The 21,746-nt window shown below is 72.9% G+C and carries 1 protein-coding gene; it reads left to right on the top strand.

The genetic code is table 11. From position 1 onward, the window contains the following. The first annotated feature begins 60 nt into the window (after window positions 1-60). Complete coding sequence (locus BLU81_RS51515) at window positions 61-21,687, top strand: type I polyketide synthase (RefSeq protein ID WP_269461045.1); 21,627 nt, start codon at window positions 61-63, stop codon at window positions 21,685-21,687. The last annotated feature ends 59 nt before the right edge of the window (window positions 21,688-21,746 follow it).

Genomic DNA, 21,746 nt, shown 5'->3' with positions numbered 1-21,746 from the left:
CGGCGGGTTCTGCGTCGCTTTCCCCGCGCTGACCGCGCGAACCGACAGGTGAGGCCCGAGTTGACGGACCAAGAGAAGCTCCTCGACTATCTCAAGCGGGTCACCGCGGATCTGCACCAGACCCGTGAGCGGCTGCGCCAGGCGGAGTCCGCCGATCGGGAGCCGATCGCTATCGTGGCGATGAGCTGCCGTTATCCGGGTGGGGTGCGTACTCCCGACGACCTGTGGCGGCTGATCAATTCCGGTGGTGACGCGATCGGCCGGCCACCCGCGGACCGGGGCTGGAACCTGGCCGACGGCGGCGACGGTCATCAGCCGGCCGGTGGTTTCCTGGACGGGGCAGCCGAGTTCGACGCGGCGTTCTTCGACGTCAGCCCGCGTGAGGCGCTGTCGATGGATCCGCAGCAGCGGCAGGTCCTCGAAGCGTCCTGGGAGGTCATCGAGCGGGCCGGGATGGACGCGGCCACGCTGCGGGGCAGTCGCACGGGGGTGTTCATCGGTTCCAACACCCAGGATTACGTACGCCTGATCGGTGGCACCGTGCAGGCCGCCGAGGGGTTCCTGATCACCGGTACGACCGCTGCCGTGTTGTCCGGGCGGGTGTCGTACACCCTTGGCCTGGAGGGCCCGGCGGTCACCGTCGACACCGCCTGTTCGTCGTCGCTGGTCGCCATCCACCTGGCCGCGCAGGCGCTGCGCAACGACGAGTGCACGATGGCGCTGGCCGGTGGGGTGACGGTGATGGCGACCCCGGACGCGTTCACCGAGTTCAGCCGTCAGCGGGGGATCGCCGCCGACGGCCGGTGCAAGGCGTTCTCGGCCGGGGCGGACGGGATCGGCCTGTCCGAGGGTGTCGGTGTGGTGCTGCTGGAGCGGCTGTCGCGGGCGCAGCGGCTCGGTCATCCGGTCGTCGGGGTGATCCGGGGCAGTGCGGTCAACCAGGACGGCGCGTCCAACGGGATCGCCGCCCCGAACGGTCCGTCCCAGCAGCGGGTGATCCGGCAGGCTCTGGCCAATGCTGGTCTGTCGGTCGACGACGTGGACCTGGTCGAGGCGCACGGCACCGGTACGCGGCTCGGTGATCCGATCGAGGCGCAGGCGGTGCTGGCCACCTACGGCCAGGACCGGGCCGGGGGGCCGGCGCGGCTGGGGTCGGTCAAGTCCAACATCGGGCACACGCAGGCGGCCGCGGGTGTCGCCGGGGTCCTCAAAGCGGTGTTGGCGATGCGGCACGACACGATGCCGCGGTCGTTGCATCTGGACGAGCCCAGTCCGCACGTGGACTGGACGGCCGGTGCGGTCGAGTTGCTGACCGAGGCCCGGCCGTGGCCGCGTGGGGCTGTTCCGCGCCGGGCCGGGGTGTCGTCGTTCGGGGTGAGCGGCACCAACGTTCACATGATCATCGAGGAGCCGCCGGCGCCCGCCGCCGCACCGGCCGAGACCGTCCCGGTGGTGGCGCCGCATCCGGTGGTGCTGTCCGCCCGGGACGCGGCGGCCCTGCGCGCCCAAGCCCAGCAGCTCTACACGTATGTCGAGGACCGTCCGGACGTCGGGGTCGCCGACCTGGGCCGGGCCCTGTCCGCCGGCCGGACCGCGCTGGAACACCGGGCGGTCGTGCTGGCCGCCGACCGGGACACCCTGACCGGGGCGCTGGCCGCGCTCGCCGTCGGGGAGCCCGGCGTCGGTCTGGTCACCGGGGAACCGGTCGCCGGGAAACTCGCGTTCCTGTTCACCGGGCAGGGTTCGCAGCGTCCCGGCATGGGCCGTGGACTGGCCGAACGGTTTCCCGGTTATGCCGCGGCGTTCGCCACGGTGGCCGCGGCGGTCGACCGGCACCTGGACCGGCCACTGCACGAGGTGCTCGACACCGACGATGTTCACCTCACCGGGTACGCGCAGCCCGCCCTGTTCGCGGTCGAGGTCGCCCTGCTGGAGACGGTCCGCGGGCTCGGCCTGGAACCGGAGGTCGTCGCCGGCCACTCGATCGGGGAGGTCGCCGCCGCGTACGCCGCCGGGGTGTTGTCCCTCGACGACGCCGCGGCGCTGGTCACCGCCCGGGGCCGGCTGATGCAGGCCCTGCCCGCCGCCGGTGGTGTGATGGTGGCGGTGCGGGCGACCGAGGCTCAGGTGCGGGCGGCCTACCCGGATCTCGACATCGCCGCCGTGAACGGGCCGCAGTCGGTCGTCGTGTCCGGTGCGGACGTCCCGGAGATGCCGCAGTGGAAGACGACCCGGCTGCGGACCAGTCACGCGTTCCATTCGCGGCTGATGGAGCCGATGCTCGACGACTTCCGGGCCGTCGTCGCCGGACTGACCTTCGCCGAACCGCGGATCGCCGCGGTGTCCACGGTGACCGGCCGTCCGGTGGCCGTCGGCCAGTGGAGTGACCCCGGCTACTGGGTGGACCAGGTGCGGCGTCCGGTCCGGTTCGCCGACGCCGTCACCGCCCTCGGCGAGCTGGGTGCCGGGCACTTGCTGGAACTCGGGCCGGACACCGTGCTCGCCGCGATGGCCGCCGAGTCCCTGCCCGAGACCGCTGTCAGCGTGGCCGTGCTGCACCGTGACCGGGACGAGACGACGTCGATGCTGACCGCGTTCGGCCGCCTGCACGCCGCTGGTTCCACGGTGACCTGGCCGCGCCTGTACCCGGCCGGCGGTGCCCGTCTGGACCTGCCCACCTACCCGTTCCAGCATCGGGTCTACTGGCCGTCGCCGGCCGACCTGGTCACCGTCGACGCGGCCGGGCTCGGTCTGGCCGCGACCGGGCACCCGCTGCTCGGTGCCGTGCTCACCCTGGCCGGTGGGGACGGGAGTGTGCTCACCGGCCGGATCGCCGCGGCCACCCATCCGTGGCTCGCCGACCACGCGGTCGCCGGGACTGCGGTGCTGCCCGGCACCGCGATGGTCGAACTGGCCCTGCGTGCCGGGGACCAGGCCGGTACCCCGGTTCTGGAGGAGATCACCGTCCAGGCGCCGCTCGCCGTGCCGGCCACCGGGGGAGTGGCCTTGCAGGTCGTCGCCGGTGCCGTGGACGAGACGGGCGGCCGCCCGGTCAGTGTCCACTCCCGGCACGAGGACGCCCTGCCCGGCGAGCCGTGGGTCACGCACGCCACCGGCCGTCTGGTCCCGGCGTCCGCCGCCGTGACCGATCTCGATCTCAGTGTGTGGCCGCCGGACGGGGCCGTCGCGCTGCCGGTGGACGGCTTCTACGAGCGGCTGGCCGGCGCCGGGTTCGGCTACGGGCCGGCGTTCCGGGGCCTGACCGCCGCCTGGCGCCTCGGCGGTGACGTGTACGCCGAGGTCACTCTGCCCGAGTCGGAGACCGCCGCGGCGGGCCGTTTCCACCTGCATCCAGCGCTGCTGGACGCGGCCCTGCACGGTGTGGCGCTCGCCGAGACCGGTGCGGACCGGTCGGCGCGGATGGCGTTCGTGTTCACCGACGTCACCGTGCACGCGGTCGGGGCCACCACCCTGCGGGTCCGGCTCACCCCCGACGGCGCCGACCGGGTGGCGCTGGCCGCCGCCGACGGGACCGGAGCCCCGGTCGTCACCGTTGGATCGCTGGTCATGCGGCCGGTCGGTGATCCGGCCGCCGGTGCGGGACCGGGCCGTTCGATGTGGGGCGTGGACTGGGCCGAGACACCGGTCGACGACGTGCCGGTACCCGCGGACTGGGCCGCGTTCGGGCCGGCCCGCGACACCGGCCTGCCGTTGACCGCGCTCACCCCGGCCGTGCTGCTGCTGGACTGCCCGCCGCAGCCGGGCACCCCCGATCTGGCCGCCGACGTCCACACCGCCACCGCGCGGGTGTTGACGGCGGTGCGGCAGTGGCTGGCCGACGACCGGTACACCGCCACCACCCTGCTGGTCACCACCACCGGGGCGGTCGCCGGCGGGCCCGGTGAGGAACCCACCGATCTGGTGCACGCGGCGGTGTGGGGCCTGATCCGGTCCGCGCAGTCGGAGTACCCGGCCCGCATCGTGCTCGCCGACGTCGACGGCAGCCCCGCGTCCTGGGCCGTCCTGCCCGCCCTGGTCGCCGCCGGAGTGTCGCAGGCCCTGGTCCGGGCCGGGAGTGTGGCCGTGCCCCGGCTGAGCCGGGTGCTGCCGAACCCCGCGATGACCCCGCCGGACGCCCCGGCCTGGCGGCTGGAGAGCACCGGCGGCGGCACCCTCGACCGGCTGCGGCTCGCCGCCTACCCGGACCCGGGCCCGCTCGGCCCCGGCATGGTCCGGGTCGGTGTCCGGGCGGCCGGACTGAACTTCCGCGACGTTCTCATCGCCCTCGGCGTGCACCCCAGCGACAACCCTCTCGACCTGGGCAGTGAGGGTGCCGGTGTGGTCCTGCAGACCGGGCCCGGCGTCACCGGGCTGGTCCCCGGCGACCGGGTGATGGGCGCTTTCGCCGGCGGGTTCGGGCCGGTCGCGGTCACCGACGCGCGGCTGCTCACGCACATCCCCGGCGGCTGGACGTTCCCGGAGGCCGCCGCCGTCCCGATGACCTTCCTGACCGCCTGGTACGCCCTGGTCGATCTGGGCGGCGTCCAGCCCGGTGACACCGTGCTCGTGCACGCGGCCGCCGGAGGTGTCGGCACCGCCGCCGTGCAGATCGCCCGGCACCTCGGCGCCCGCGTGGTAGCCACCGCCAGCCCGGCCAAATGGGACGCCGTCCGGGCCCTCGGCGTGGCCGCCGGGGACATCGCGTCCTCCCGCGACACCGGGTTCGCCGCCGTGTTCCCGCCGGTCGACGTGGTCCTCAACTCCCTCGCCGGCGACCTGATCGACGCCTCGATCGGGCTGCTGCGCCCCGGCGGCCGATTCCTGGAGATGGGCAAGACCGACCTGCGCGACCCGGCGACCCTGCCCGGCGTCACGTACCGGCCGTTCGACCTGTTCGAAGCCGGCCCGGACCGCATCCACGACATGCTCACCCACCTCGCCGCCCTCTTCGGCCAGGGTGTGCTGCGGCTGCCGCCGGTCCGCGCCTGGGACATCCGGCACGCCCCGGAGGCGTTCCGGTTCGTCAGCCAGGCTCGGCACATCGGCAAGAATGTGCTCGTCATGCCGCGCCCGGACCGGGACACCGGCACCACCGTCGTCACCGGCGCCACCGGAACCCTCGGCGCCCTGCTCGCCCGCCACCTCGTCCACACCCGCGGTGTCCGGGATCTGCTGCTGCTCAGCCGCAGCGGCACCGGGGCGCCCGGCGCCGAACAGCTGTGGTCGGAACTGACCGAGGCCGGTGCCCGGGTCCGGCTGGCGCGCTGCGACGTCGCCGACCGTGCCGACCTCGACCGGGTCCTCGACGGCGTCGACGTCCGCGCGGTCGTGCACGTCGCCGGAGTCCTCGACGACACCGTCCTCACCGGCCTGACCGCCGCCCGGCTCGGCGCGGTGCTGCGCGCCAAGGTCGACGCCGTGATCAACCTGCACGAGGCCACCGCCGGTGCCGACCTGGACAGTTTCGTCACCTACTCCTCGGTGGCCGGCCTGTTCGGCACCCCCGGCCAGAGCAACTACGCCGCCGCCAACGCGTTCCTCGACGCGTTCGCCGCCGCCCGCCGCCGCCGTGGCCTGCCGGGTGTCTCGCTGGCATGGGGTGCCTGGGACACCACCGCCGGGATGGCCGCCGACCTGTCCGAGGTCGACCGGCGGCGACTGACCCGCGGGGGCATCGCCCCGCTGCCGCTACCCGAAGCCCTCGCCCTGTTCGACGCCGCCCGCACCAGCGAACGCCCGCTGCTCGTGCCGATCCGCATCGACCACACCGTGCTGCGCGCCCGGCAGGGTGACGCCGGGCTGCCGCCGATGCTGCGGGACCTGGCCCCGGACACCAACCGCCGCGCGGCCGCCGGAACCGACGCCGGATCGCTGCCGCGGCGGCTGTCCGGGCTCGCCCCCGCCGACCGGGACCGGCTGCTGCTGGACCTGGTCCGGGTGCAGGCCGCCGCCGTTCTCGGCCACGCCGGCGCCGACGGGGTGCCCGCCGCCCGGCCGTTCAACGAACTCGGCTTCGACTCGCTGACCGCCGTCGAACTGCGCAACCGTCTCAACACCGCGACCGGGCTGCGCCTGCCCGCCACGCTCACCTTCGACTACCCGACACCCGTCGTGCTGGCCGGGTACCTGCGTGACGAACTGGTCGGCGACCTCACCGACACCGGCCCGGCCACTCCCGCCCGTACGGTCACCACCGACCTGGACGACCCGATCGTCATCGTCGGCATGGGCCTGCGCTACCCCGGCGGCGTCAGCACCCCCGAGCAGCTGTGGCGGCTGCTCGCCGACGGCCGCGACGGCGTGACCGGTTTCCCCGACGACCGTGGCTGGGACCTCGACGCCCTCTACCATCCCGACCCCGACCACCCCGGCACCTCGTACGTGAACCAGGGCGGCTTCCTCACCGGGGCGGGCGACTTCGACGCCGGTTTCTTCGGGGTCAGCCCCCGCGAGGCCGTCACCATGGACCCGCAGCAGCGGCTCATGCTGGAGACCTCCTGGGAAGCCCTGGAACGGGCCGGCATCGATCCGCACTCGCTGCGCGGCAGCCGGACCGGGGTGTACACCGGCGTGCTCTACGGCGACTACGCCAACCTGCTCGGATCCGGCGGCACCAGCCCCGGCAGTCTCGTCTCCGGCCGGGTCTCCTACACGTTCGGCCTGGAAGGGCCGGCCGTCACCGTCGACACCGCCTGCTCGTCGTCACTGGTCGCCCTGCACCTGGCCGCCCAGGCCCTGCGGTCCGGCGAATGCGACCTGGCCCTGGCCGGTGGTGTCACGGTGATGGCCACCGCCGGGGCGTTCGTCGAGTTCTCCCGGCAGCGCGGACTCGCCGCCGACGGACGCTGCAAGGCGTTCTCCGACGACGGCGACGGCACCGGCTGGGGAGAGGGTGCCGGAGTGGTCGCCCTCGAACGGCTCTCCGACGCCCGCCGTCACCGCCACCCGATCCTGGCCGTGGTCCGCGGCAGCGCGGTCAACCAGGACGGCGCCAGCAACGGCATCACCGCCCCGAACGGGCCCTCCCAGCAGCGGGTCATCCGGCAGGCCCTGACCGTCGCCGGACTCGACGCCACCGCCGTCGACGCCGTCGAGGCACACGGCACCGGCACCGCGCTCGGCGACCCGATCGAAGCGCAGGCCCTGCTCGCCACCTACGGCAAAGGGCGCGGCGACGTACCGCTGCGGCTCGGTTCGATCAAATCGAACATCGGGCACACCCAGGCGGCGGCCGGGGTCGCCGGGATCATCAAGATGGTGCTGGCCATGCGGTACGGGCAACTCCCGGCCACCCTGCACGTCGGCCGCCCGTCCCGGCAGGTCGACTGGTCCGCCGGAGCGGTCGAACTGCTCACCGAACCGCGCCTGTGGCCCCGTACCGGGCATCCGCGCCGGGCCGGGATCTCCTCGTTCGGGATCAGCGGCACCAACGCCCACGTCATCCTCGAGGAACCCCCGGCCACCACCGAACCGGAACCGGCCGAGAACCCGCTGCCGGTCGTGCCGTTCGTGTTCTCCGGGCACGGGCCGGACGGGCTCGCCGCCCAGGCCACCGGGCTGCTCGACTTCCTGGACACCCGGCCCACCGTGCGGCTGCCGGACGTGGCCGCGGCACTGGCCGGGCGGGCCGCGCTGACCCACCGGGCCGTCGTGCTGGCCCGCACCGCCGACCAGACCGTCATGGACCTGATGGACATCGCCGGCGGCGTGCCCGCCCCGGTCGCGGCCGTCGACGGGCGGCTGGCGGTCGTCTTCACCGGCCAGGGCTCGCAGCGTCTCGACATGGGGCGTGGTCTTCACGCGGCGTTCCCGGTGTATCGGGCTGCCCATGACGAGGTCTCCGGGTTGCTGGAGCTGACCGGTGAGGTGGACGACACCGGTTACGCACAGCCGGCGATCTTCGCTCTGGAGGTGGCGCTGCTGGCGCTGGTCCGGTCGTGGGGTGTCACGCCGGACGTGGTGGCGGGGCATTCGATCGGAGAGATCACCGCGGCGTACGCCGCCGGCGTGCTGTCGCTGCAGGACGCCGCGACCCTGGTGTCCGCGCGTGCCCGGCTGATGCAGGCTCTTCCGGCCGGTGGGGCGATGGTGGCGGTGCAGGCGTCCGAGGCCGAGGTGCGCGCGGCGTTCCCGGACCTCGACATCGCCGCGGTCAACGGGCCCCGCGCGGTGGTCGTCTCCGGTGCGGATGTTCCGGAGATGCCGCAGTGGAAGACCACCCGGCTACGGACCAGCCACGCGTTCCATTCGCGGCTGATGGATCCGATGCTGGACGACTTCCGGGCCGTGGTGGAGACCCTCACCTTCCACCAGCCGAGCCTGGCCGTGGTGTCGACCGTGGACGCGCTGGCCGACTGGACCGACCCGTCGTACTGGGTGCGGCAGGTCCGGGAACCGGTGCGCTTCGCCGACGCGATCACCAGGCTGGACGCCGCCCGGGTCCTCGAACTGGGCCCGGACACCGTTCTCGCCACCCTGATCCCGGACGCGGTCGCCGCACTCCGCCGGGACCGCGACGAGGTCACCACCCTGTTCACCGCGGTCGGCGCGCTCTACCGGGCCGGTGTCGACGTCGACTGGAGAGCCGTCGTCACCGGTGCGGCCCGCGTCGAGTTGCCGACCTACGCCTTCCAGCACGTCAACTACTGGCCCCGGCCCCGCCCGGCCGCCCCCGCCACCGACCCGGCCGGGCTCGGCCTGGTCGGCACCGGTCACGCCCTGCTCGGTGCGGCGGTCGAACTACCCGGCTCGGCCGACACCGTCCTCACCGGCCGCCTCGCCGTCACCACCCACCCGTGGCTGGCCGACCACACCGTCCTCGACCGCATCGTCGTACCCGGCACTGCCCTGCTCGAGATGGCCGTCGCCGCCGGCGTGCGAGCCGGTACGCCCGCCGTCGAGGAACTGCTGCTGCAGGCCCCGCTGACCCTGCCCGCCGCCGGTGGCGTCCAGGTCCGGGTGACCGTGGCCGCCGACACCGTGGACGGCCGGAACGCCGTCACCCTGCACGCCCGCGCCGACGAGACCGAACCGTGGACCGCCCACGCCACCGGAACCCTGACCCGCGACGAGACACGCCCGCACGACGCCGGGCTGACCGTCTGGCCACCGACCGGCGCCGAACCCGTCCCGCTCGACGGCTTCTACCCCGCACTGGCCGCGACCGGCATGGTCTACGGGCCCGCCTTCCAAGGGCTGCGCGCGGTCTGGCGCCGCGGCGACGAAGTGTTCGCCGAAGTCGGCAACGAGGTGTTCGCCGAGGTCGGCAACGAGCACACCGGCGCCGGGTACGCGGTACATCCGGCCCTGTTCGACGCCGCCCTGCACGCCGTCGGTGCCGGTGGCCTGCTCGACACGCAAGGCATCCGGCTGCCGTTCACGTTCACCGGCGTGCGCACGTCCGGGGAGGCCGGACCGGTACTGCGGGCCCGCCTCACCGCCACCGGCCCCGACGGAGTCCGCGTCGAACTGGCCGACGGCGACGGCCGCCCGATCGCCGAAGTCGACCGTCTCACCCTGCGCCCCGTCACCGGCGCCCAGCTGTCCACCGCCGACCGGCTCCTGTACGGCGTGCGCTGGACCCCGGCCGACGCCACCCCGACGACCGAACCGTTCACCGCCATCACGCTCGGCGCCGAACTCCCCGACCCCGCCGCACGGCTGCTGGTCGACGCCACCGCGCCGGGAACCGCCCTGGACCGCACGTCCGCCCTGCTCACACTCCTGCAGAAGTGGCTCGATGACCCGAAGTGGTCGGCGGCGCGGCTCGTACTGCGCACCCATGGCGCGGCCGGCGACCACATCACCGACCCCGACGGCGCTGCCCTGTGGGGCCTGATCCGTTCCGCCCAGGCCGAACACCCCGGCCGGCTCCAGCTCGTCGACGCGGCCGACGACACGATCCTCGAAGACCTTCCCGAAGCGGTGGTACGCGACGGCGAGGTCCTCGTACCACGCCTCGAACGCCTCACCGCCCCGGCCCCCGCTCCCGCCCCGGCCCCCGCTCCCGCCCCGGCCTCAGCTTCGGGCGGGCTCGGTGCCGGTGTCGTGGTCGTCACCGGTGCCACCGGCACCCTCGGCCGCCTGATCACCCGGCACCTCGTCACCGAACACGGTGTCCAGGACCTGCTGCTGCTGTCGCGCTCCGGCGGCGACCCCGGCATCGACGGCGCCCGGATCCGCACCGTCGCGTGCGACCTGGCCGACCCCGGCGCGGTCGCCACGGCACTGCGCGGCGAACCGGTGACCGCGATCATCCACGCCGCCGGAGTGCTCGACGACGCCCTGCTCACCAGCCTGACAGCGGAACGGCTCGCGACGGTGTTCCGGGCCAAGGTGGACGCCGCCCGCAACCTGGCCGCGGCGGCCACCGGGCCGGACCTGCGCGCGCTGGTGCTGTTCTCATCGGCGGCGGGACTGTTCGGCAACGCGGGACAGGCCAATTACAGCGCCGCGAACGCCTTTCTGGACGCGTACGCCAGCAAGCTCCGCGCCGAAGGCGTGCCGTTGATCTCGCTGGCCTGGGGTCTCTGGGAAGCCGGCATGGGCGGTGCGCTCAGCGATGCCGAACGCGCCCGCGCCCGGCAGGCCGGCATCATCCCGCTCACCGAGGAGCAGGGTCTGGCCGCGTTCGACGCCGCTCTCGACGCCGATCGCGCCATCGTCGTGCCGCTCGGCCTCGACCTCGCCGCCCTCGGCTCCCTCGCCTCCGGTTCCCCCCTTGCCTCTGGTTCTTCCTTGGCCTCCGGTTCCCCCCTTGACTCCGGTTCTTCCTTCGCTTCCCGTTCCTCCCTTGTCGGCAGGCCCGGAATCTCCCCGCTGCTGCACGGCCTGGTCCGTGCCACCGGCCGCCGCACCAGCACGGACCCGGCCGCCGGAGGTCTCGCCGGCCGCCTCGCCGGGCTGAGCACCACCGACCGGGAACGCGCCGTCCTCGACCTGGTCCGCACCCACGTGGCCGCGGTCCTCGGACATGCCGACGCGACCGCCGTCGACCCGGCACTCGCCTTCAGCAACCTGGGCTTCGACTCGCTCACCGCCGTCGAACTGCGCAATCGCCTGGCCACCGCTACCGGCCTGAGACTGCCGTCCACCCTGGTCTTCGACTACCCGACCGTCACCGCGCTCGGCACCTACCTGCTCGGCGAACTCCTCGGCGCGGTGGTTCCGGACGTACCGGTGGTGACGGCCACCGCCGCCTCCAGCGAGCCGATCGCGATCGTCGGCATGGCCTGCCGTTATCCGGGTGGGGTGGCGTCGCCGGACGATCTGTGGGAGCTGGTGTCCACCGGCCGGGACGGCATCGGCCTATTCCCCACCGACCGTGGCTGGCCTGATCTGTATCACCCCGACCCGGACAATCCCGGCACGTCCTACACGCGAGAAGGCGGCTTCCTCTACGGGGCCGGCGACTTCGACCCGGCGCTGTTCGGGATCGCGCCGCGTGAGGCCCTGGCGATGGACCCGCAGCACCGGCTGCTCCTCGAAACGTCGTGGGAGACGTTCGAGAGTGCCGGGGTCAACCCGCTCGGGCTGCACGGAACACGCACGGGTGTGTTCGTCGGTGTCATGTACAACGACTACTCGATGGCGCTGGGGGCGTCGGCCGACAGCGACGAAGGCTTCATGGGTACGGGCGGCAGCATCGCCTCCGGCCGGGTCTCCTACACGTTCGGCCTGGAGGGCCCGGCGGTCACCGTCGACACGGCCTGTTCGTCGTCGTTGGTGGCGCTGCATCTGGCGGTGCAGGCGTTGCGTAACGGTGAGTGTTCGATGGCGCTGGCCGGTGGTGTGACGGTGATGGCGACGCCGAACACGTTCGTCGGTTTCTCCCGCCAGCGCGGTCTGTCGGCTGACGGCCGGTGCAAATCGTTCGCCGACGGCGCCGACGGCACGGGCTGGTCCGAGGGCGTCGGCATGCTCCTGGTCGAACGTCTGTCGGACGCCGAGCGGCTCGGTCATCCGGTGCTCGCGATCGTCCGGGGCAGCGCGGTCAACCAGGACGGCGCGTCCAACGGCCTGACCGCCCCCAACGGCCCGTCCCAGCAGCGCGTCATCCGGCAGGCCCTGGCCAACGCCCGGGTGACCAGCGCCGACGTCGACGTGGTGGAGGCGCACGGCACCGGAACGCCGCTGGGCGACCCGATCGAGGCACAGGCCCTGCTCGCTACGTACGGTCAGGACCGTTCCGGTGACCCGTTGTGGTTGGGTTCGATCAAGTCGAACCTCGGTCACACCCAGGCCGCCGCCGGTGTAGCCGGAATCATCAAGATGGTTCAGGCGATGCGGTACGGGGTTCTCCCGGCAACGCTGCACGCCGACGCCCCGTCCACCCAGGTCGACTGGGAATCCGGAGCGGTCGAACTACTAGCGGAATCCCGCTCATGGCCCGCCGTCGACCGCCCCCGTCGTGCGGCCGTGTCGTCCTTCGGCATCAGCGGCACCAACGCCCACATCATCCTCGAAGCGTCCCCGTCCCCGTCCCCGTCCCCGTCCCCGTCCCCGTCCCCGTCGGCGTCTCCGTTGCCGGCCCATTCCTGGTCTCCGGACTCAGCCGCCGAGCCCACGGACCGGTCAGGCGTCCTGGGAGGACCCGCGGCTCTAGGCTCCATTCCGGGTGAGCACGCCTTGGCAGCTATTCCGGATGAGCCGACAGCTGTTCCGGGTGAATTCGCCGCGCTGACATCGATTCCAGGGCAGCCCTCCGCTTTGGCTGCTGTTCCGGTCGTGCTCACCGGTGCGGACGCGAACGCCCTTCGTGAGCACGCCGCCCGCCTGCTCCGCACGCGCGCCCCACTCGCGGAACTCGCCCGAACCCTGACCCGGCGTGCGCCACTGCGCCACCGCGCGGTGATCGTGGCCGCCGACCGCGCCGCACTCGATCGCGCCCTCACCGGCGACATCGTCATCGGTGAAGCCCGGCGTACCTCTCTGGCGGTGTTGTTCACCGGCCAGGGCGCGCAGCGTCTCGGCATGGGCCGGGGTCTGTACCAGGCTTTCCCGGTGTATCGGGCCGCCTATGACGAGGTCACCGCGTTGTTGGATCTGTCCGGAGACATCGACGACACGGGTTGTGCGCAGCCGGCGATCTTCGCTTTGGAGGTGGCGCTGCTGGCGCTGGTGCGTTCCTGGGGTGTCGAGCCGGATGTGGTGGCGGGTCATTCGATCGGTGAGATCGCGGCTGCCTATGCGGCCGGGGTCCTCTCGCTGGCGGATGCCGCGACTTTGGTGTCTGCTCGTGCTCGCCTGATGCAGGCTCTTCCCGCGGGTGGGGCGATGGTTGCGGTGCAGGCGTCTGAGGCTGAGATTCGGGCAGAGTTCCCGGATATCGACATCGCCGCGGTGAACGGTCCGCGTTCGGTGGTGGTCTCTGGTCGCGAGTCCGAGATCGCGGAGGTCGTGGCGTCGCCGTGGAGGACGACTCGTCTGCGGACGAGTCATGCGTTTCATTCGCGGTTGATGGATCCGATGCTGGTTGACTTCGGTGCGGTTGTATCGACATTGACGTTCCGTGAGCCGCGGCTGTCGTACGTGTCATCTGTTGATTCAACGGGTGACTGGATGGATCCGTCATATTGGGTACGTCAGGTCCGCGAGCCGGTCCGCTTCGCCGATGCTGTCAACGCCTTGGACGCAGATCTTGTCCTCGAACTGGGCCCGGACACGGTCCTGGCCACCCTGATCTCGAACACGGTCCACGACGACGATGAGGCCGCCACCGCACCACGTCCCGACCATGACGACGCCGTCACCGCTATGGCCGCCTCGCGGCCCGGTCATCAGGAAGTCGTCACCGCTGTCGCGGCTCTGCGTCGTGGCCATGACGAGGTTGCGACCCTGCTTACCGCTCTCGGGGAGTTGTACCGGCGGGGCACCTCGGTGGACTGGTCCGCGGTACTGGGTGACGGACCCATCGCCGCCCTGCCCACCTATCCGTTCCAGCACCGGCGTTTCTGGCCGCGCCCGCGGGACGGCGGCAGCCGGGACGCCCTCGGTCTCGGGCTCGCCGACACCGGCCACCCGCTGCTCGGTGCTGCCGTGGAAGCGCCGGACGCCACCACCGCCCTGTTCACCGGATGGCTGTCGCTGAGCACCCACCCGTGGCTGGCCGACCACGTCGTGCTGGGCCGCCCGCTGGTTCCCGGCACCGCGCTGGCCGAGATGGCCCGCGCCGCCGGAGAGCACGTGGGTGTGCCGGTGGTCGAGGAACTGCTGCTCCAGGCCCCGCTACCACTACCCGCACAGGGTGGTGTCCAGTTGCGGGTCACGCTTGCCGAGCCCGGCCCGGACAGCCGCCGAACGGTGACCGTGCACGCCCGAACCGAGGACGACGAATCCTGGATCAGCCACGCCACCGGCGTCCTGACCGCCTCGGCCGAACCCACCCACCCAGGCTTCGCCCTGGCCGAGCCCGCACACCCAAGCCTCGCCCACCCAAGCTCCGCCTCGGGCAAACCCACCGCCTCGTCCAAGACGGGCCCCGTCTGGAACGGGGTGGACGGTGCTGAACCGCTTGATCTGACCGGCTTCTATACGGCGACGGCTGCCACCGGGCTCGTCTACGGCCCCGCCTTCCAGGGGCTGCGGACGGTGCACCGACGTGGTGACGATATCTTCGCGGAGGTCGAACTCGACCATCCGGTCACCGGGTATGGGCTGCACCCTGCCCTGTTCGACGCGGTTCTGCATGCGATCGCCGCCGGTGGCATGTTCGCCGACGGTGAGACCCGGTTGCCGTTCGCGGTCACCGGTCTGCGCGTCTTCGGAACGGCCGGGAACCGCCTGCTGGCCCGGCTCACCCGGACCACCGGAGCCGACGCCGTCCGCATCACGATCACCGATCCGGCCGACACACCGGTAGCCGAGGTGGACAGCCTGGCGCTGCGCCCGGCCACGGCCGGTGTCAGTACCGGCGCCGCCGACCGTCTCCTCTACACGGTCACCTGGACCCCGCAGGACATCCAGGCCGCACCGGAGGCCCCGCACGTCATCACTTTGGGGCAGGACCTGCCGGCCGCCTTGACAGAGCCCGGCACCACCCAGAACCAAACGGCGGCCGCGCCGGCCGCCACCGGGATCCGCCCGCCGGTCCTTCTGGTGGATGCGACCGCGCCGGGCACCGCCCGGGACCGGGCGGCCGACCTGCTGCGGCTGGTGCAGAACTGGCTCGCCGCCCCGGAATGGTCCGGCTCCCGGCTCGTCGTCCGCACCCACGGCGCAGCCGGTGAGAAGATCACCGACCCGGACGGTGCCGCGCTGTGGGGCCTGGTCCGGGCCGTGCAGTCCGAGCACCCGGACCGGGTTCACCTGCTGGACGGGCCGGACGACGTGTACCTACCGGTGCCGCAGGCGCTGAGCCGGGACGGGGTGGTGAGGGTGCCCCGGCTGTCGCGGGTTCCGGCCGCCGCCCCGATCGGGCTCGGCGACGGCGTCGTGGTGGTCACCGGCGCCACCGGCACACTCGGTGAGCTGATCACCCGGCACCTGGTGGACCGGTACGGCGTACGGGATCTGTTGTTGTTGTCCCGTACCGGCCGCTCTCTCGCTGTTGACGGCGTCCGTGTGCGGGCGCTGGCCTGCGACGTCGCGGATCCCGACGCGGTGTCGGCGGCGCTGCGCGACGAACCGGTGACCGCGGTGATCCACGCCGCCGGGGTGCTCGACGACGGCATTGTCGAGTCGTTGACCCCGGAACGCCTGGACACCGTCTTCCGCACCAAGATCGACGCGGCCCGGAACCTCGTCGCCGCCACTCGGGACAAGCAGCTCACGGCGGTGGTGCTCTACTCGTCGGCGGCGGGCGTGCTCGGTAACGCGGGACAGGCCAACTACGCCGCCGCGAACGCTTTCCTCGACGCGTACGCCAGCAATCTCCGCGCCGAAGGCGTGCCTGTCACCTCGCTGGCCTGGGGCCTGTGGGAAGCCGGCATGGGCGCGTCGCTGAGTGACGCCGAACGGGCCCGAGCCCGGCAGGGTGGCATCTTGCCACTGACCCCGGAGCAGGGCCTGGCCGCTTTCGACGCGGCCCTCGGCGCCGGCCACGCCGCCGTCGCACCGCTGGCTCTCGACCTCGCGCCGATGCGGGTCGCCGCCGCTGCCGGGCTGCTGCCGCCGCTGCTCGCCGGCCTGGTCCGGGTACCGGTCCGCGCGAACGCCGGCACCGACAACGCCCTGGCCCGGCGGCTGGCCGGCCTGCCCACCAACCAGCGGGAACGGGCCGCCCTCGACCTGGTCCGCACTCACGTGGCCGGGGTGCTCGGCTACCCCGGGCCGGACGCGGTCGAAGCGGACCGGGCGTTCCGCGAACTCGGCTTCGACTCGCTGACCGCCGTCGACCTGCGCAACCGCCTGGCCACGGTCACCGGCTTGCGGTTGCCCTCCACGCTGGTCTTCGACTACCCGAACGCGCAGGTCCTCGCCGGTCACCTGGCCACCGAACTCGCCGGGCCCGCCCCGGCCGCCACCGTTCCGACAGCGGCCACCCCGGTCACCGCCGCCGACGAGCCGATCGCGATCGTCGGCATGGCCTGCCGTTATCCGGGTGGGGTGGCGTCGCCGGACGATCTGTGGGAGCTGGTGTCCACCGGCCGGGACGGCATCGGCCTATTCCCCACCGACCGTGGCTGGCCTGATCTGTATCACCCCGACCCGGACAATCCCGGCACGTCCTACACCCGTGAGGGCGGCTTCCTGCACGACGCCGCGGACTTCGACCCGGCACTGTTCGGGATCGCGCCGCGCGAGGCCCTGGCCATGGACCCGCAGCACCGGCTGCTCCTCGAAACGTCGTGGGAGGCGTTCGAACGGGCCGGAGCGAACCCGCTCGGACTGCGCGGCTCACGGACCGGCGTGTTCGTGGGCGTCATGTACAACGACTACGCCATGGTCCTCGGAGGATCAGACGAAGAGACCGAAGGCTTCATGGGTACGGGCGGCAGCATCGCTTCCGGCCGGGTCTCCTACACGTTCGGCCTGGAAGGGCCGGCCGTCACCGTCGACACCGCCTGCTCGTCGTCACTGGTCGCCCTGCACCTGGCGGTGCAGGCGTTGCGTAACGGTGAGTGTTCGATGGCGCTGGCCGGTGGTGTGACGGTGATGGCGACGCCGTCCACGTTCGTCGGTTTCTCCCGCCAGCGTGGTCTGGCCGCGGACGGCCGCTGCAAGTCGTTCGCGGAGGCCGCTGACGGCACGGGCTGGGGCGAGGGTGTCGGCATGCTGCTGGTGGAGCGTTTGTCCGACGCTCAACGGCAAGGGCACAAGGTCCTTGCTGTGGTACGAGGGAGCGCGGTCAACCAGGACGGCGCCTCCAACGGGTTGACCGCCCCGAACGGCCCCTCACAGCAACGGGTCATCCGCCAGGCCCTTACTGCGGCCCGGCTCAGCACCGCCGACGTCGACGTCGTGGAGGCACACGGCACCGGCACGTCCCTCGGCGACCCGATCGAGGCGCAGGCGCTGCTGGCCACCTATGGTCAGGATCGTTCCGGTGACCCGTTGTGGTTGGGTTCGGTGAAGTCCAATCTGGGTCATACGCAGGCTGCGGCTGGTGTAGCCGGGATCATCAAGATGGTTCAGGCGATGCGGTACGGGGTGCTCCCGGCAACGCTGCACGTGGACAGCCCGTCCTCGCAGGTCGACTGGTCGGCTGGTTCAGTGGAGCTGCTGACGTCGTCTCGCGAATGGCCGTCCGCGAACCGCCCACGTCGTGCAGCCGTGTCGTCGTTCGGCATCAGCGGCACCAACGCCCACGTCATCCTCGAAGCAGCACCGTCCCCAACCAGCACCGCGCTCCCCGTCACCGGCACGGCCCGCCCGGCCGTGCCGGTAGTGACGGCCGTGCCGCTGGCGTCGGCCGTGCCGCTGGCGTCGGCCGTGCCGGTGGTGATCACCGCAGCCGACGAGAACGCCCTCCGTGCTCAGGCCGACCGCCTGCACCGGACGAACGCCCCGCTCGGCGAGCTGGCCCGGACCCTGGCCAGCCGGGCACCACTGCGTCACCGCGCCGTCTTCGTGGCCGCCGACCGCACTGCCCTCGACCACGCCCTGACCGGCCCGATCACCTCAGGCGAAGCCCACCGGGCACCCCTAGCCGTCCTCTTCACCGGCCAGGGCTCGCAGCGTCGCGACATGGGCCGCGGACTCTACGAGGCGTTCCCGGTCTACCGGGCCGCCTACGACGAGGTGACCGCGCTGCTGGAGACGTCCCGTGCCCCGAAGAGCGTGGTGACTTCGGGTGCGAATCGAACCCCGGATCACCACGCTGAAAGGCGCTCGGACCTTGCCCGTGCAACGTCTCTCGACGTCGACGACACCGGCTATGCCCAGCCGGCGATCTTCGCCCTGGAAGTGGCCCTGCTGGCGCTGATCCGATCGTGGGGCCTGGAACCCGACGTGGTGGCCGGCCACTCGATCGGTGAGATCGCCGCCGCCCACGCCGCCGGAGTGCTCTCCCTGACGGACGCGGCGACCCTGGTGTCCGCCCGTGCCCGTCTCATGCAGGCTCTTCCGGCCGGTGGGGCGATGGTGGCGGTGCAGGCGTCCGAGGCCGAGGTGCGCGCGGCGTTCCCGGACCTCGACATCGCCGCGGTCAACGGGCCCCGCGCGGTGGTCGTCTCCGGCCCGGACGTTCCGGAGATGCCGGACTGGAAGACGACCCGGCTGCGCACCAGCCACGCGTTCCACTCCCGGCTGATGGACCCGATGCTTGACGACTTCCGGGCCGTGGTGGAGACCCTCACCTTCCACACCCCGGACCTGGCCTACGTGTCGACCGTGGGCGCGCAAGCCGACTGGACCGACCCGTCGTACTGGGTGCGGCAGGTCCGCGAACCGGTCCGCTTCGCCGACGCGGTGACACGACTGGGGCACGTCCATGTCCTGGAGCTGGGCCCGGACACCGTCCTGACCAGCCTGATCCCGGCCGTGACCGAGGCGCACGAGCGGGACGGGATCACCGCCGTCGCCGCGCTCCGCCGGGACCGGGACGAGGTCACCACGCTGCTCACCGCCGTCGGCACACTGTTCACCGCCGGTGTCGAGGTGGACTGGACCGCGGTCCTCGGTGACGGGCCACGCGCCGACCTGCCGACCTACGCCTTCCAGCACCGGCGTTTCTGGCCGCGGGCCCGAACCGGCCCGGCAGGTGACGCGGCCGGGCTCGGCCTGACCGGAACCGGTCACCCGCTCGCCGGTGCCGCCGTCGAACTGCCGTCCGGCGAACGGGTGCTCACCGGCCGCCTGTCGACCGCCGCCTACCCGTGGCTGACCGATCACACGATCGGCGGCCGGACGGTCGTACCGGGCACCGCCCTCGCCGAACTCGCCCTCGCCGCCGGTCACCAGGCCGGCCTTCCGGTCCTGGACGAACTGCTGCTCCAAGCGCCGCTGACCCTCGACGCCGGGGAGCCGGCCGAGGTCCGGGTGACCCTGGCCGTCCCGGACGCCGGACGCTCCGCGGTGACCATCCACTCCCGTACCGGCACGGGCGAACCGTGGACACTGCACGCCGCGGGCCTGCTGACCGAGACGGCCGACCCGGTGCCGGAGCTCCCTGCCGGAACCTGGCCCCCGGTCGGCGCTCAGGAACTCGACATCTCCGGCTTCTACGCCACGGCGGCCGCCGGAGGGCTGGACTACGGTCCCGCCTTCCAGGGGCTGCGCCGGGTCTGGAGACTCGCCGACACGGTGTACGCCGAAGCCGCCATCGACGACGTGGGCCGCGGATACGCCCTGCACCCGGCCCTGTTCGACGCGGTACTGCACGCCATCGGCGCGGGTGGCGCACTGCCCGCCGAGGGTGGTGCCCGGCTACCGTTCGGCTTCACCGGCCTGCGGATCACGGGCAAGGCCGGAACCGCCTTGCGTGCCGAGATCACCCCCGCCCCGGGAACCGACACCGTCCGGATCACCCTCGCCGACCCGTCCGGCCTCCCGGTCGCGGCCGTCGAAAGCCTCTCGCTCCGGCCGGTCGCCGCCACCAGCCCCGCCGACCGCCTGCTGTACACGGTGGATTGGACCCCGTCCGCCCTGACCCCGGACCCCGTCCGCCCGGCGGTCCTGACCCTCGGCGGGGACCTGCCCGCCCCGGCGCCGATCCTGGTCGTCGACGCCACCGCACCGGGAACCGCCCGGAACCGTTCGGCGGCCCTGCTGATCCTTCTCCAGACCTGGCTGGCCGACCCCGGCTGGGCCGATTCCCGGCTGGTCGTGCGGACCTCCGGTGCGGTGGGCGCCGACGTGACCGACCCCGACGGTGCCGCCCTCTGGGGCCTGGTCCGTTCGGCGCAGTCCGAACACCCCGACCGGTTCCACCTGGTCGACGGTCCGGCGGACCTCTTCTACCCGGCGCCGGAGGTCCTGGTCCGGGACGGCGTGGCCGGTGTGCCGCGGCTGTCCCGGATCATCCCCGGCGCGCCGGTGGACCTGGGCGACGGGGCCGTGGTGGTCACCGGGGCGACCGGAACCCTGGGCGAACTCGTCGCTCGGCACCTGGTGCGAGCACACGGCGTGCAGAATCTGATCCTGCTGTCCCGCTCCGGCCGTGGCTTGGTGATCGAGGACGCCCGGGTGCGGGCGGTGGCCTGCGACGTCGCTGACGAGCAAGCGCTCCGGGCCGCGCTCGCCGGGGAACGGATCACAGCCGTGGTGCACGCGGCCGGTGTGCTCGACGACGGGGCGCTGGAGTCGCTGACCCCGGCCCGGCTGGACACCGTGTTCCGGGCCAAGGTGGACGCCGTCCGGGCACTCGCCGAGGTCACCCGGGAACAGCCGCTGACGGCGTTCGTCCTGTACTCGTCGGCGGCGGGACTGTTCGGCACCGGGGGACAGGCCAACTACGCGGCGGCGAACGCGTTCCTCGACGGCTATGCGACCACGTTGCGGGCCACCGGCGTACCGGCGCTCTCGCTGGCCTGGGGTTTGTGGGACGCGGGCATGGGGGAGACCGCCGACCTGGCCCGGATGCGCCGCGGTGGCATCCTGCCGCTCACCGCCGAGCAGGGTCTCGCCGCCTTCGACGCCGCGCTCGGCGCCGGAGTGCCGGTGATCGCCCCGCTCGCCCTCGACCCGGCGGCGCTCGGGCAGGCCGCCGCGGCCGGAATGCTGCCGCCGCTGCTCGCCGGGCTGATCCGCACCCCACGGCAGCGTGCCGAGGCACCGGCCGGGCCGTCGCTCGGGCAGCGCCTCACCGGACTGTCCGAGGACGATCAGGACCGGCTCGTGCTCGACGTGGTAAGGGACCAGGTCGCCGCGGTGCTCGGCCACGACTCGGGTGCGGCGGTACCGGCCGGACGGGCCTTCTCCGAACTCGGCTTCGACTCGCTGACCGCCGTCGAACTACGCAACCGGCTCGGTGCCGCCACCGGCCTGCGGCTGCCGTCGACGCTGGTCTTCGACTACCCGAACGCCGGAACCCTGGCCGCCCACCTGGTGGAGCGACTGCGGCCCGCGGTGGTCTCGCCGATGGTGGCCCTGCTGGCCGAACTGGATCAGCTGGAACGCGGCCTGCTCGACACCAGCGCCGACGAACAGGACCGGTCCCGGGTCACCGCCCGCCTGCACGGGCTGCTCGCGGCCTGGCAGGGCACCGGCACCGCACCGGCCGGTGGCGCGTCGCTCGCCGACGAACTGGAGTCGGCCAGCGACGACCAGATGTTCGACCTGCTCGGCAAGGAATTCGGCATCTCCTGACCGGCCGGCCCCGATCGAGACACGAAAGGCGACACAGACATGAGCGAGTCGGGCCAGGT

The organism is Actinoplanes derwentensis (assembly GCF_900104725.1).
GTDB classification, from domain to species: domain Bacteria; phylum Actinomycetota; class Actinomycetes; order Mycobacteriales; family Micromonosporaceae; genus Actinoplanes; species Actinoplanes derwentensis.
This window is presented reverse-complemented; position numbering and strand designations above follow the sequence as displayed.